This window comes from Candidatus Zixiibacteriota bacterium, from assembly GCA_036397555.1.
Lineage (GTDB): Bacteria > Zixibacteria > MSB-5A5 > WJJR01 > WJJR01 > DATKYL01.
The window spans coordinates 62,832-77,496 of the sequence record DASWIS010000035.1; the positions used below are offsets into that span (position 1 = coordinate 62,832).

Sequence of the window (14,665 nt, forward strand, 5' to 3'; positions counted from 1 at the left end):
ATCTGGTCCGGTTCATCAATTCTCAAGTTCAGGTGTGGTCTCAGACAGCGGCCGCCCGGGATCGCTTCAGCCGCCGTTCCGCCAGCGCGCAGTAAATCGTCGGCACGACAAACATCGTGATCAGCTCCAGCGTCATTCCGCCGAAGGACGGGATCGCCATCGGCACCATGACATCGGAGCCGCGCCCGGTCGAGGTCAGCACCGGCAGCAGCGCAAGGATGGTCGTGGCGGTGGTCATCAGGCACGGCCGTACACGGCGCAGCCCGGCCTGCACGGTCGCCTCGTGGATCGCTTCGACCGATGCGGGCTTTTGTTCGGTGAACGACTGATCCAGGTACGTCGCCATGATCACGCCGTCGTCGGAGGCGATCCCAAAGAGCGCCAGGAACCCGACCCAGACCGCAACGGACAGGTTGATCGTGTGGATCTGAAACAGTTGGCGCAGCTCCACGCCGAACAGACTGAAATCCAGAAACCACGATTGCCCATACAACCAGATCAGGATGAACCCGCCGCTCCAGGCGACGAGGATACCGGAGAACACCAGCAACGAGGTCGAAACCCGATGGAACTGAAAATACAGGATCAGGAAGATGATGAACAGCGCCAGCGGGATCACGACGGCGAGCGTCTTCGCCGATCGCACCTGGTTTTCATAGCTGCCCGTGAACCGATAGCTGACGCCGGCGGGCAGAACGAATTCGCCGGATGCCTGTTTTTCCTCGAGGTAGCGCCGGCACTGCTCGACCACGTCGACTTCGGCAAACTGCGGCTGCTTGTCGAAAACGACATACCCGGTCAGGAAGGTGTCTTCGCTTTTGATCATGTCCGGACCGCGGACGTAGCGAATCTCGGCGACCTCGCCCAAGGGTATCTGTGCCCCCTCTGTGCCGGCCAGTATGATCCGGCGCAGATTGTCGATGTCCCCGCGCCGCTCGCGCTGGTACCGCACGCGTACCGGGTAGCGTTCGCGCCCTTCGACCGTCATGGTCAGGGGTTCGCCGCCGACCGCCGTCTCGATGACGTTCATGACATCGCGCACGCTCAGCCCGTATCGCGCAATGGCGGGACGGTCCGGGAGGATTTCCAGGTATGGCTTGCCGACAATACGGTCCGCCACGACCGTGGCCGGCCGGACCGACGGCACCTGTTTGAGCAGTTCCTCCAGTTGCAACCCGACTGCCGAGACCGTCTCCAGGTCGGGGCCGTACACCTTGACGCCCATCGGCGCGCGCATCCCGGTCTGGAGCATGACGAGCCGTGTGGCGATCGGCTGCAGTTGCGGGGCCGACGTAGACCCGAGCATCTGGGCCGCCGCCACGATTTCATCCCAGATATCGTCGGGCGAACGGATATGGTCGCGCCAATTGCGATACGGTTTCCCATCTGGGTCGGGGATCAGTTGGCCGTCGGCATCGCGCACGAATTCTTCGGTTTCGTCGTCATACCGAAAACGCAGCCGCCGACCGTTGGCGTCTACGACGTATTCCGGCTTATAATTGATTACCGTCTCCACCATCGAGATGGGTGCCGGGTCCAGCGGGCTTTCTACGCGACCGATCTTGCCGACGACCGACTCGACTTCGGGAATGGCGCGGATCGCCAGGTCCTGCATGCGTAGCGCGTCATACGACTCGCCGATGGATGCGTGAGGCATCGTCGTGGGCATGTAGAGAAATGACCCCTCATCGAGGGGCGGCATGAACTCCTGCCCCAGTCCCGGGAACGCATGCGCTGCTGCCCGCCAAACGACATTGCCTCGTGTCCAGCGCTGAGGAATCCCGATCGCTCCGAGGCCGTCGGGTATGAAACCGAAGACGCCATCAAACCCGATCCAGATCACGCCGCCCAGGAGCATCAACGCGACAGGAATCGCAAGGAATGCGGACTTGTGGGCGAGACACCAGCGCAAGAGCGGCTCGTAGTGCCGCCGAAATCGGTCGATCGCAAACAGCAGCACGCCGATGACAATCAGGGTAAACAGCAGGTTGGGGATCGCGCCATGATCCGGTCCCAATGGAAGCCAGTGCATCGCCAGCAGAATGGCGACGACACCCACAACGAGATAGTTGGCGAATGAGGGCGCCTTTGCCGCGACGTGTTGCGGCAGACGCGATCGCACGAGGTAGAATGCGCCGAAGAGTACCAGCGCCAGCCCGACCCAGAACGACACCAAAACCGCGGTGAGGACACCGGCCACGATCAGTCCGCCATTGAGCCAAGAACGCAGGCGTTGTCGCACTGTCGATGTAAAGAGCGAATGCGCCATGGCGGGGATAATGGTCAGTGCGATGATGATCGATGCGATCAGCGCGAAGGTCTTCGTGTACGCCAGCGGCTTGAACAGCTTTCCCTCGGCGCCGGTCAGCATGAACACCGGCAGAAAACCGACAACCGTCGTGGCGACGGCGGTCAGGACAGCCCCCCCGACCTCCGAGGAGGCGCGGTAGACCACTGTGAGACGGTTGTCCTCCGGCCGCGCCGCATCGAGATGCTTGAGTATGTTTTCGGTGATGACGATCCCCATGTCGACGATCGTGCCGATGGCAATGGCAATACCCGAGAGCGCCACGATATTGGCGTCGACCCTCAGGTACCGCATCCCGATAAAAGCGCCCAGCACCGTCAGCGGAAGCATCGCCGAGATCAGCGCCGAACTGCGCAGGTGCATGACCATGACCAGCACGACGATGATCGTGATGAGGATTTCATCGACGATGGCGGTGTTGAGCGTGCCGAGCGTCTCGTAGATCAACCCCGTGCGGTCATAGAACGGCACGATCGTGACCTTGGAAATGGTGCCGTCGGGCAGCGTCTTTTGCGGCAATCCGGGCGCAATCTCGGCGATGCGCGCCTTGACGTTTTTGATCGCCGCCAGCGGGTTTTCGCCGTAGCGGACGACGACCACCCCGCCAACCGCCTCGACGCCTTCCTTATCCAGGACACCGCGCCGTAGGGCCGGCCCCAGGCCGACCGTGGCCACATCGCGAATGCGCAGCGGCACATGACCGCTGACCTTGACCACGGCCTCTTCGAGGTCGGCGACACTCTTGATGAAACCGACGCCACGTATGACAAACTCGACGCTGTTGATTTCAATCGTGCGCGCCCCGACATCGATGTTGGAGTTGCGTACCGCGTCATACACCATCGGCAGCGAGACGTCGTGTGCGCGCAAGGCATCGGGATCGACATCGATCTGGTATTCCTGCACAAACCCGCCGACCGAGGCGACTTCGGCAATGCCATCGGCCGATGCCAACGAGAAGCGCACCTGCCAGTCCTGGATCGTGCGCAGCTCATGCAGATCCCAACCGCCGGTCGGATTCCCTTGCGGATCACGTCCTTCCAGCGTGTACCAAAAGACCTGACCCAGCGCCGTTGCATCGGGACCGAGCATCGGCTGCACACCCTCAGGCAGGGTCCCGGACGGCAGACTGTTGAGGCGCTCGAGAACGCGCGAACGCGTCCAGTAGAACTCGGCATCCTCCTTGAAGATGATGTAGATGCTCGAGAATCCGAACATCGAGAAACTGCGAATCGTCTTGACGCTCGGTACGCCCAGCAGCGCGACCGTCAGCGGGTAGGTGATCTGATCCTCGATGTCCTGCGGCGACCGCCCCTTCCAATCCGTGAAAACGATTTGCTGATTCTCGCCGATGTCGGGGATGGCATCGACCGGAACCGGGTCGCGCGGCAACCCGCCGAGCTGCCAGTCGAATGGGGCCACCATCACTCCCCAGGCCACTACTGCCGCGGTGATCAGGACCACGATCAGTTTGTTGTAGAGACAATAGCGGATCACCCGGTCGATCAGCGAGACCGCGGTGTCATGGGTGGCGTTTTCATTCATCCGACGCCTCCATGCTGCCGGCGATGCGATCAGTCACTTTGCCGCACTTGAGCATCGCCTGGCCGAAGTACGGATTGAAAACGGCTTCGGTCTTCGCCAGCCACGACGCGCCGCGATTGTTGAACGCCATCGGGCAGAAGGTGACATAGTGCCGCAAGGAATCGGTGTGGCCGAAACGGTAGTCGCATTCGATCATTGCCGCAGAAACCGTGTCGAATGCCGCACGCAGCGAATTCCAGTCGTCCGCTTCAAAATCTCGCCCGGCCGTTCGAATCAGCCGATTGGAGACGGTCGCCCATGGCTCGGAAGTTGCTTCCGGCCTGCTGCTCGATGAGATCGAAAACACCGAATTGGCCAGAGTGCTCATCGCTCTGCGCGCGGTTTCGTTGTCATCGGCGGCCAGCGACTCGGCGAGATTGAAGTAGCTGTCATAGACCGTTCCCAACGCCTCAAGAAACGCCGCCGACAGCCCGGACACCCGTTGAGGGTGACCCGGCGTGGATTCCGCTCGGTGATCTTGACGGTCCATCCCATCGTGCAAGTGTCCCGCAGGCATGGCGCCGCCCTGTGGCGACATCATGCTGGGCTTGGCGCGGATCTGCAGCTCGCTGTCGATCTTGAAGGCCCCGTTGACGACGACTTCTTCGCCTTCGGACAAACCCGAAACGACGATGTACTCGTCGCCCGCGCGCGGTCCAAGTATGACTTCACGGCCTTCATAAGTCGGCGCGGAACGATCCGGGAGTTTGACATACACCACCGCCCGTTGTCCGGTAATCAGCGGCGCCGATGCGGGAATAACGAGGGGCGGTGTCAAGGTGTCTTTGGATATGCTGGCGTAACCCAGCGACGTTGCGCGTTCCAATGGCATACCGCAAATGCTGCATGCACCCGACGCCGTTGAAACGACTTCCGGGTGCATGGGACACATCCACTTGTCGGCCAATGATCGGTCGAGCACTAATCCCGAGGTCGCGATGTCGGCTTCGACGACACCGCGAACAAACATCCCCGGTTTGAGCTTGTAGTCGGAGTTGGGAACATTGACACGGACCCTGACGGTGCGCGTCATCGGGTCCAGAATCGGATCGATGAAGACGATGCGGCCCGTCACTACTTCGCCCGGCAACGCCGCGCTCGTGATCGTGACTTGTTGGCCGTAGCGGAGCCACGGCAGATCGGATTCATACGCCTCCAGCATGACCCAGACGGTCGTCAGATCGGCGATACGGTAGATCGGGTTGCCGACCATGACGTACGTGCCCTCCAGCGCCCGCTTGTCGATGACCACGCCGCTGATGGGGGCGTAGATCGTCAGCAAGTCCGACGGTGTGCCGCGTGCTTCGATCTGTCGCATCTGTTCATCCAGCAATCCCCAGCGACGCAGCTTCTCGCGTGCCGATTCGACCAGTTCGGTCGCCTGATCGGCCGCGCGTCCGGTTGCCACGTCGGTGACCTGCTTCGACCGCGCCACGGCCTGGAGCAACTCTTCCTGCGCGGCATACAAACCGGGGCTGTCGATCTCGATCATATGCTCGCCTTTGCGAACCCGAATTCCTGTGTAATCGACATACAGCCGCGACAGGCGACCGGGCACGAGTGCGACGATGTCGGCGACGCGGGTTTCATCGTAGTCAACCTTGCCGACGAGGCGCACAGTGGCGTGCGCCCAGCCCCGTCGGACCGGGGTAGTGACGATTTGCGCCAATGCACGTGCACTTTCGGAAACCGTCAACACTCGGGGGCCATCATCGGCACCACCGCCCTGTGGGACAGGAATCAAATCCATAAAGCAAATCGGGCACCGGCCCGGTTCCGGCAATTGAATCTGCGGGTGCATCGAACAGGTCCACATCGATGTTGGCGCCGATGCGGCGGCATCGTCTTCGAGCCCATGCGACCGCTCACTGCCTCCGCGCAGCAGATACCCGGCGACGAGCAGCATCGCGAGGATGGCCCAGAAAAACGGCTGCCGTCTTGCCGATATCCACCATCCCAGCCGTCCGGCGGACCGATGATTTTCATGTTGGGCGTGATCTGTCATCTGACACCTCACCAATCCGCGGACGCTTCGAAGGCGCCGCCGATGAGCATTCGCAATTGCGCCAGGCGCGACAGACGGTCCGCGCGTGAGCGATCCAGGGAGAGCTGAAAGTCCAGCAGCAGGCGTTCGGTATCGAGAAAACCGGAAAAATCGACATCGCCGGCTGCAAAGCCCGCGCGCGCGGCGTTGAGCGCCTCGGTCGCGCGCGGAATCAGCTCGTCGCGATACAGCGCGACCCTTCGTTCGGCGTCGTGATAAGCAAACAGTACACGGGCGCACTCGGCGGACAGCACGTTTTCCTGGTCGTGCCGTTCCGCCTCTGCGGCTCGCCGTCGCGCCTGCGCCTCCCGCCGTCCGGCGTTGTAGGAACCCCACCAGATCGGGATGTTCAATCCCACCATGGCCATGACATCATCGTCAGCCCCGACCGCGTCGTGTGCCGATGCGGATTGATCGCGGTCCATGTAGGTGATCCCGAACATCAAATCCGGGAGATAACGCCGCGCCGCGACCGATGCCGCGCGTTCCTCCCGCGCGACCATTTCGTCGAGCGCGAGTAAACGGGGGTTGCCGGACGCGGCCGACGCCAACACCTCATCGTCCGACAGGGCGAGTGACTCCGCCGGCAATTCCCTGGGCGCGGCAAGAGACGCGTCGGCCGGCCGCGAGAGAGCGGCGTTCAGTCGTGCGCGGATCGGCCGCGTCTCCGATTGCAGCGAAATCAACTCGTTATCGAGACGGTCCTGCTCAAGTTGCGCGCGAATGACATCCGCGAACGACCCGCTGCCGTCGCGATACCGCGCCTGCGCCACCGCCTCGGCATCGGCCATCAACTCGATCAGTGCCTGCGTGATGTCAGCCGACTGCGACACGTAGTAGTATTCGACATAGGTATCCACGACGTTATAGTAGAGCATATCAAGCAGGGCATGGAATCCTTCGCGCGCTGCGCGCGCCTCGTGCGCCGCCACCTGCCCTCTGAGGCCGAGCGTGCCGAACCACGGCACCATCTGCGAGACTTCGATCTCGCGCGGACGGGGTCCGACGCTGACGTCGATTTGTTCCAATAGAAGTTGCGGATCGGGCAGCGCGCGTTCCTGGGGGACGCGTTCAGTGGACGCATGCCAGCGATGATACGCGGCAACGGCACCGGGATTATGATCGCGCGCGTATCGCAGCAGATCGTAGAGGTCCGCCGACTCCGGCAGAGCATCGGGTGCGGTCGCCGGGGTTTGGGCAACCGCGACGGCTTTCGGCCGTGCGGAGGCCAGTTCGTCGCGCAGTTCCCCATACCCACTGCCGGCACAGGAGGACGCCAGGAAAGCAACCGCTCCCAGCGATGCGACCACCGATGGCGTTCGCCATCGGCACACGTGAGATACCGCCGTAAAGGTTCGATGTGATTCCGACATGGTCTCTTCTTTCACATTGAGCACGGGGTCCGTGTCAACAATCGGACGCGCGTGCGTGACGGCCACAGCCTCCGACAACGAGGCACAGGGCTTCGTGCCCGGGGGCAAAACTACGCGTCGCTATGTCAGAAGATCAGCAGCGGAGCGAACCGATGGCAATGAAGATAGGACAGGTGAATGGTGGAGCTGATGTGCTTTGAACAAGTCTGTTCACTTCAGTGAGAGTCACAATTGGAACGACGGGCGTCACACACGGAACATCCGCGCCTGCAGAACTCAGATCGCCCGCACGACCGGCCGTTTCGACCCGGTTCGCGCTCGGGGGCATCGTGGACTGGAAGACTCTGAGGCAGCACACGCTCGTTGAGAGGGCCGTTTCCGATTCACTCTGGACACAGGCCGCTTGATCCGACTCTGCCGTGGCCGTTTCCGTCTTGTTTGCGCAACAGCCCGGTATCTGTTCGGCGACGCAGCAGCAGCAGGGCTTCGTATCGGTGGTCTGCATCATCGTGCACTGGTACCAGATACGCGCCGGCGCGACGCTGGAAGCAAATACCAGCACCAAGACGATCAGCGAGCGGAAGTTTCCGTGCATGCTTTCTGACTCAGTTGCTGTCCAGACAAAACCTGGTGGAACGCGGTTGATTTGCTGTCACTAACTAATCCATCGGAACAGAACACAACTCCTTCATAATCTGTTCCATGCCCATCTAAGCCCTTGTTGCGCAAGGGCCCAGAGGACGAAACTACGGAACTGTCTCTGCCTTAAAGTCCTTCTCAAGCGCCTCGGTCGCATTCTTGAGAAAACGGGCGTCGACCAGGCAGGTGACCGCAGTGTTGGTCGCGGAGATCATGTCGATGTTGATCCCCTGAGCCGACAGTGTACGGAACATGCGCCCGGCGACTCCGGGCTGATGGTCGAGTTCATCGGCGACCAGACTGACCGCGACGACGTCGTCGCGCCGTCCGACCGGCCCGGCCTGCATCTCTTGTGCGATCTCCTTCAAAACGGCGGAAACCTTCGTGCCGTCGCGCCCCGCAACGGTCAGGGAAATATCGGTTCTGCCGGCTTCCGCGCCGGCTGCCGCCATCATATGCACGCAGACTCCCGCAATACCCAGCCGGCCGAAGACTTCGGCGGCCATTCCCGGACGGTCAGGTACGCCGTGCAGTGTGAACTTACAGATGTTCGAATCGGTCTCGATGCTGACTGCGCTCATAATGACGTCACTTTCGGATTGTCGTGCGTTGCACCCATTCAAAATAGGGCACGTTTCCAAAACATGCAATCCAAGTCCGGCTAACGGATCGTGATGGTAAATGGCATCTCATACGCGGTGTCGTCGTTGCTGAGACCGAGAGCGCGCGTCGCCAGCGATGCCAGCGCATTTCCGGTCAGATCGATTCCGGTCAGTCCCATGCCGGATAAGGAAAACAGCCGCCATTCCGGATCGGGAAGGACCTCGACGGCAACAGACTGGCCGGGACGGACACCCGCCATCCGCGCCGCCGCAGTGATGGCGTCGTGCAGATCGGCAAATCGATCGACCAATCCCAACCGCTGGGCTGCCGTCCCCGACCAGACGCGTCCCTGCCCGATGGCATCGACCGAATCGACCGGGAGACCGCGCCCTTCGGCCACCACCTCGATAAAACGCTCATATGCGCGTTCAGTGTACTCGCGAACCACGGCGCGTTCTTCGTCATCGAAAGTCTGTGAGCTGCCGAACAGATTGGCGTAACGGCCGCGGGTGACGACTTCGCGATCCAACCCGACTTTGTCATACAGCCCCGACAGATCGAGCTTGCCGTACAGCACGCCGATGGAGCCGGTGATCGTGTTGGGCATGGCAAAGATCGAGTCGGCGAGGCAGGCGATATAGTATCCGCCGGACGCGGCGACGTCTGCGAACGAGACGATGAGCGGTTTGCGTCCGACCGTGCGCTGCATTTCGCGCCAGATCGCATCCGATGCGACGATCTCCCCGCCTCCGGAATTGACTCGCAGCACGATCGCATCGACAGTCTGATCTTCGCGCGCTTGCCGGATCGCACGGCCGACCGACTCGGAGCCCATGACCCCTCCGGTCCAGTCGCTGCGATCCTTACCGTCGCGGATCGATCCCTCGGCAAAGATCACCGCCACACGCGGCGGATCGCCCCATTCCGAATCGTAATAAACTCGACCGGCAAATTCGCGGCCGTCGACCCACCGGGACACCCGGCCGATCTCGTCACTGACGATTTCCCGCAGTTCATCGGGATAAGCGATGCGATCGAGCATGCCGGCGTCCTGGGCATCGATGGAGACATAGGGCCCGTGTGCAATCCAGCCGCGCACGACATCCGGGGTCACCCCGCGCCCGGCCGCGACACCGTCGACCAGTGCCGTATCGAAGTCGTCGAGCAGACGGTTGACCGTCTCACGGTGCTCCTCGGACATCGATGTGCGTGTCAGAAAGTCGGATGCGGTTTTATAGTCTCCGACCCGTTCGAAGTCGGCGGTGATCCCGAGCTTGTCGAGCAGACGCCGTGCGAAGGTCACCTCGGCGCGCAGTCCGACCAATTCGACCGACGACACGGCCCCGGCCACGATCAGGTCAGCCGCGCTGGCGACATAGTATTCACCGTTGCCGATGCGGCCGTTGACGTACACGACCGTGTACTTGCCCGCATCACGCAGGCGCGCGATGCCGTGCCGAACTTCATCCAGCCGCGCCCACCCCATTTCAGGATCATCGAGCGTGATGACCACCGCCCCGACGACCGGATCGGCGGCAGCGCGCTCCAGCAGTGTCAACCAATCCAATGTCGTGGCCTCGGATCGTCCGAACAACTGGCGCGGCGGTTTGCGGTCGGGCACGGTCCCGCCGATGTCGAGCATGACCACTTCGCGCTCGACCCGCACAAACGGCCGACGCCGCGCCTCATGCAGTCCCGCATACATGACCCCGGCCTGATGTCCCTGCTTGTTGTCGAATGACGCCTGCATCCCGGCGATCAGTTGCGTGAGATTCAGTCGCCCGCCCAACGAATAGTTTTCGTTTTCATCGATATCGGCAAACATGGTCAGACCATCGGATGCCTCCCAACTCGCCGCCAGGCGGTAGGTCCCGTCGGCGACCCGTTGCGATGTGGTCTGCATCCAGTCGCCGCCGACGCGGAGTGAGCCATCGAGCATCTGCACCGCCGCCGAATAGACGAACTCGGCATCGCTACGGATCCCATCGACCTTCATGCGATTGTGGTTGTGCACGACGGCCGCCAACGACAGCCAGTCGGTGGGCTGATATAAAGCACCGTGTGTCCAGAAGTGCGACTTGTTCTGCACCGGATCATCCGAGGACCGCCACTGATACGATGTCCCCCAGCGCAGCGCCGAGCGCGCACCGCTGGAAAAACCGGCGGAGTACGCCCGTCCATCGGCGAACACCCCGGCGCCGAGCCACTCGACGCTCATCCCGAATCCTTCGGCGGAAAAATACAGGGCGTCATCACCGGTCATGTCCGGCGGAAAGTCTGTATCGGTATAGCCGTGGTAATAATTGAGCGCCATGCCGTTTTGGACACTGAGCGCGGCGGGATTGAAACGCATCGCCGACGGTCCCTCGGCCATCGCGGCCGGTGTGTACGGCAGCAGCATGTTGTCGCGCGGGAAGGTTTGCCCCCCCTGCGCAGCCGCGCCGCAGATGGAGAACGAGACAACCGTACAAACGGCGACGATGACGCGCGCCGGACGCTTGAGACTGGACATGACACCCTCCCGTGAATGAAATCGGCAGATTGTTGCCCCCCCTGACCCCTGGACCGTGGCACCGGCCCGCTATCGACCGGGTGCGGCAACCTGCCCGAATCAGATGCCGGACACATTGATCATCCCGCGACCGGTCACCTCGATATCGACGACCCCCTCGCCGCGTCCGGCAGTTCCTTCGATGCGACCGCTGCTTAACAGGTGTTTGTGGGTTTGCAGTTCGACGCCGCGTGTGCGAATCGAGCCGCCCTCGCCAACGCTCATCTGAAACCGAGCCGAGACGGCCGATGGCAAGGTTACGGAGACCGGGCCGAGGTCGGAGGCGATCTTAAGCTGCGCGCCGGAGAATTCAGTGATCCCCAATTCGACCGGCGCGCGCCGGCTGTTCAGCCGCGAGGCCGCCCCGACCAAAACGGCATCGTCGATTTTGATGAACCCGGAACTTTCGACGACAAACGCCCCGGCGATACCGGAGATCTCGATGGCGCCGGACTCATTGACAAATCGCGCGGCGCGTTCGGGATCGGCGATGGCGTCGGAGACTTTGATCGTCGCGTAGCTGGTCTGCGCGAAAATGGCGCCGCGTACCTGGGTCAGTTCAATCGGCGTGAATGATCCGCGCAGATCGACTTTTTCGCGCACATCGCGCAGCTTGATCAGGCCGAACTCGGTGTCGATGCTCACCGCGCGCAACGGACCTTCAAAGTCGTAGTCGAAATGACGTGCGTCGACGTCGATGGCGAGATTGGGCGGCAGCAGGATTTCGACATTGCACCGCACGCTGAAATCTGTCCCTTCCCAGGGAGCACCCGGCGGCGAGTCGAAATTCAGCCGCAGATCGCTGCCGTTGCGCTCAAGCCGCACGTTGACCGCGCGGTCGAACACTTCGGCCGCCGCTGGTGATTCGGCCCTCAGGATTTTGGACACATTCACGCGCGCCGTATCCGTGCTGGTCACGGCCACCACGATTTGCCCGCCGAGGTTGTGCGAAACCGCAATCCGGAGTCGATCGACTCCGGCAATCGGCAGGCGTTGCTGCCACTCGGTCATGAAACGTCCGCCACCCAAGCTCTGGATTTTTGACGCCTGAGCATGTACGCAGCGGGAAGGCATGCCGGTCGATAGACCCAGAATACACATCACCAGCGCGCATTTCATCAGTCGGTCGAGTGACATTGGCATACGGCCCCGTATAGTGGGCAACGCCCGAGTCAAGTTACGGAATCGGTCTGCGGCAGTTGCAACTGTTATTGGGGCATCTCTCACGTTTCGACGTGTCTCCGCAGCCGATCCAACAGCAGCGCACCGGCGACGCCGGCATTCAGCGATTCAACGCCGCGCGCCAGGGGGATGCGTAGACGGCGCACGTCTGGCGCACGCCAGACCGGATCGAGTGGTTGGGTTTCACCGCCGATGACCAGTGCCCATCCACCTGCCCGCCCGACGTCATAAGATGATGCGCCCGCGTGCGCATCGGCGACGAGTACATCAAGCTGTCGTGACTTCAACCAATCGCTGACGACTCTGGCCGGAACATCAATGTACACCGGAATGCGAAAGACCGCCCCTGCCGTGGCGCGGAGCGTTTTGGGGTTGGTCAGTTCGGCACAGTCGGGATGCAGGATGACACAATCGACACCAAGCCCCGCCGCGGTGCGGATCAGTGTCCCCAGGTTTCCCGGATCGGAGATTCTGTCACACACCAGAACGGATCGAATGGATGCGACATCGCCCTGCGGTGGCCAACTCGGCGGCGACCAGCGGACCACGGTCGCAATACCGGCGGCATGGATCGTGTCGGCAAGCTTGTCGAATACGGTGCGGGAGACAATGAAGACAGAATCTTTGACATGCGGCGATTGCAGCGGTAATTGCGCCGCGGCCCGATGCCCTTGAGCGTCGTCGGCAATCAGCACGCATTCGACATCCAACCGCACGGTCAATGCCTCCCCGACGAGGCGGACTCCCTCGAGGAGGATGGCTCCTTGCCGACGGCGTCCTTTCTTCGTCGACAATTCGCGCACCGCTGTCAGTCGTCGCGGCGAGATGTCCGGCCATTGACTGGGCATGGCGTTCCTTGACGCACTTAGGGAAACGGTACGGCGCAGCAACGGCAACACGATTCTCTCGCATGGCCAGGGACGGGCACTGCCGGGGAAGTGCCGTTGTGCGCGTGGGGCGATTCTTCTTACTTGCCCGCTTCATGTCGATCCTGACCCCCAGCCGCCGTCAACTCTTCGCCGAAGTTTGGAAACTGGCCTGGCCCATTGCGGGAGCGAACTTCCTGTTGCGTGGCGCAGCCATTGTCGACACCGCGTTCGTGGGCCGTCTCGGTCAGATTCCGCTCGCCGCGCTCGGAATGGCGCAGATCCCGTATTTCCTGTCGATGGCGGTCGTGCGCGGACTGGGTGTCGGTGCACAGGTGTTGGTGGCGTATCACACGGGCGCGCGCGAGCCGGACCGTCGCCTTAAAGTTGCTCGTGCCGTCGTTGTGCTCTCGGTATTGGTCGCGGCCGCCGTGGCGGCGCTGCTTCTGCCGGCGTCCGCGACGATCCTGCGCTGGATGGGCGCGGATCAAGCGACCGTCGGCGAGGGCATGCGGTTCTTGTATCTGTACTACGCGTTCTTCGTTTTCTCAGGGTTGTTCTTCGTCTTTTCCTCGATTTTCCAGGGCGCCGGGGACGCGCGCACGCCTCTGTATGTCACGATCGGCGTCAACGCGCTGCACGTCGTGGTTTCGTATGTATTCATCTACGGCGAGTTCGGCTGTCCCCAGCTTGGTATCATGGGAGCTGCACTGGGGCTGGGAATCTCGGAACTGGCCGGGACAATCGTCCTCGCTGTCTTGGCAATTCGACGAGGCCTTTGGGGCGGCGGATTGCGCAACCTCTCATTGGGCGCGGCCAAAGCGGTTGGGCGGCTGGGCGGTCCGACCGCAGGGGAACGTCTCCTGGTCAACGGCATGCAGGGTTTCTACCTGCGCATGATCACCGGATTCGGCTATGCCGCCATCGGCGCGCATCGCATCGGGGTCGACATGGAGGCGGTGTCGTTTCTCCCGGCACTCGGATTCGGGCAAGCGGCGACAACCCTGGTCGGACAGCGTCTCGGCGCGGGAGACCCCGAAGGGGCAAGACGCGCGGGCTGGATGACCACATGGATCGCACTGGGATTCATGTCGGCGTTGGGACTGTCCTTCCTGATCTTCGCACGGCAGTGGATCGGGCTGTTTACCGACGATCCCGAAGTCGTTCGGCTGGGTATGCACTTCTGCGTTGTAGCCGCCGCCATTCAGGCGCCCTTGGCTTTGGCGCTGACCTTGGCCGGCGCGTTGCGCGGCGCCGGTGAGACGCGCTGGGTGATGATGATGCCGCTGTTGGGCGGGTGGCTCGTGCGCTTGCCGCTGGCGTACCTGTTTGGCTATGTCCTGGGTTTCGGACTGTGGGGCGTCTGGTGGATGATGTTCGCCGACTGGCTGGTCCGCGGCAGCGTGATTGCGATCAAGTTTAAGACGATGAGTTTCCGTCTGGCGGACAAAATCGGTGCGCCCACCCCTGCGCCCGTGGTTGCTACACGCGATTTGGCGACATGAGCGATAAGCA

At 62.1% G+C, this 14,665-nt stretch carries 9 protein-coding genes; 2 read left to right on the forward strand and 7 right to left on the reverse strand.

Annotated elements, in window-relative coordinates:
• Positions 1 to 40: 40 nt before the first annotated feature.
• From VGB22_10835 to VGB22_10845, 3 genes are read right to left on the reverse strand one after another with little or no spacing between them, the layout of a single operon-like run.
• Positions 41 to 3,853 carry an efflux RND transporter permease subunit gene (locus VGB22_10835; GenBank protein HEX9751762.1) on the reverse strand — a complete coding sequence of 1,271 codons (3,813 nt, stop codon included), beginning with the start codon at positions 3,851 to 3,853 and terminating at the stop codon, positions 41 to 43.
• A complete protein-coding gene (locus VGB22_10840) occupies positions 3,846 to 5,897 on the reverse strand; it encodes an efflux RND transporter periplasmic adaptor subunit (protein ID HEX9751763.1) in 2,052 nt (683 codons plus the stop codon). Before VGB22_10840 ends, VGB22_10835 begins: the two co-directional genes overlap by 8 nt.
• An 8-nt stretch (positions 5,898 to 5,905) precedes the next feature.
• On the reverse strand, positions 5,906 to 7,270 hold the full coding sequence (locus VGB22_10845; protein HEX9751764.1) for a TolC family protein: 1,365 nt from the start codon (positions 7,268 to 7,270) through the stop codon (positions 5,906 to 5,908).
• A 458-nt stretch (positions 7,271 to 7,728) separates the two neighbouring features.
• Here VGB22_10845 and VGB22_10850 point away from each other — a divergent pair, with 458 nt between their 5' ends.
• Complete coding sequence (locus tag VGB22_10850) at positions 7,729 to 7,968, forward strand: hypothetical protein (GenBank protein HEX9751765.1); 240 nt, start codon at positions 7,729 to 7,731, stop codon at positions 7,966 to 7,968.
• Positions 7,969 to 8,055: 87 nt separating this feature from the next.
• Here the strand turns inward: VGB22_10850 and VGB22_10855 are convergent, their stop codons facing one another.
• The 4 genes from VGB22_10855 to VGB22_10870 form a co-directional block, all read right to left on the reverse strand.
• Positions 8,056 to 8,529, reverse strand: coding sequence for an ACT domain-containing protein (locus VGB22_10855; protein ID HEX9751766.1), 474 nt, complete (start codon positions 8,527 to 8,529; stop codon positions 8,056 to 8,058).
• 80 nt (positions 8,530 to 8,609) lie between these two features.
• Positions 8,610 to 11,063, reverse strand: a complete 2,454-nt coding sequence (gene sppA / locus VGB22_10860; GenBank protein HEX9751767.1) for a signal peptide peptidase SppA — start codon at positions 11,061 to 11,063, stop codon at positions 8,610 to 8,612.
• Between the two features lie 99 nt (positions 11,064 to 11,162).
• Complete coding sequence (locus VGB22_10865; GenBank protein ID HEX9751768.1) at positions 11,163 to 12,113, reverse strand: hypothetical protein; 951 nt, start codon at positions 12,111 to 12,113, stop codon at positions 11,163 to 11,165.
• Positions 12,114 to 12,325: 212 nt separating this feature from the next.
• Complete coding sequence (locus tag VGB22_10870; protein HEX9751769.1) at positions 12,326 to 13,132, reverse strand: RNA methyltransferase; 807 nt, start codon at positions 13,130 to 13,132, stop codon at positions 12,326 to 12,328.
• Positions 13,133 to 13,194: 62 nt separating this feature from the next.
• Here VGB22_10870 and VGB22_10875 point away from each other — a divergent pair, with 62 nt between their 5' ends.
• A complete protein-coding gene (locus VGB22_10875; protein HEX9751770.1) occupies positions 13,195 to 14,655 on the forward strand; it encodes an MATE family efflux transporter in 1,461 nt (486 codons plus the stop codon).
• The last annotated feature ends 10 nt before the right edge of the window (positions 14,656 to 14,665 follow it).

Coding starts and splice junctions, on each gene's coding strand:
- VGB22_10835 (HEX9751762.1), bottom strand. CDS start 3,853: ATGAATGAAAACGCCACCCATGACACCGCGGTCTCGCTGATCGACCGG.
- VGB22_10840 (HEX9751763.1), bottom strand. CDS start 5,897: ATGACAGATCACGCCCAACATGAAAATCATCGGTCCGCCGGACGGCTG.
- VGB22_10855 (HEX9751766.1), bottom strand. CDS start 8,529: ATGAGCGCAGTCAGCATCGAGACCGATTCGAACATCTGTAAGTTCACA.
- sppA (HEX9751767.1), bottom strand. CDS start 11,063: ATGTCCAGTCTCAAGCGTCCGGCGCGCGTCATCGTCGCCGTTTGTACG.
- VGB22_10865 (HEX9751768.1), bottom strand. CDS start 12,113: ATGACCGAGTGGCAGCAACGCCTGCCGATTGCCGGAGTCGATCGACTC.
- VGB22_10870 (HEX9751769.1), bottom strand. CDS start 13,132: ATGCCCAGTCAATGGCCGGACATCTCGCCGCGACGACTGACAGCGGTG.
- VGB22_10875 (HEX9751770.1), top strand. CDS start 13,195: ATGGCCAGGGACGGGCACTGCCGGGGAAGTGCCGTTGTGCGCGTGGGG.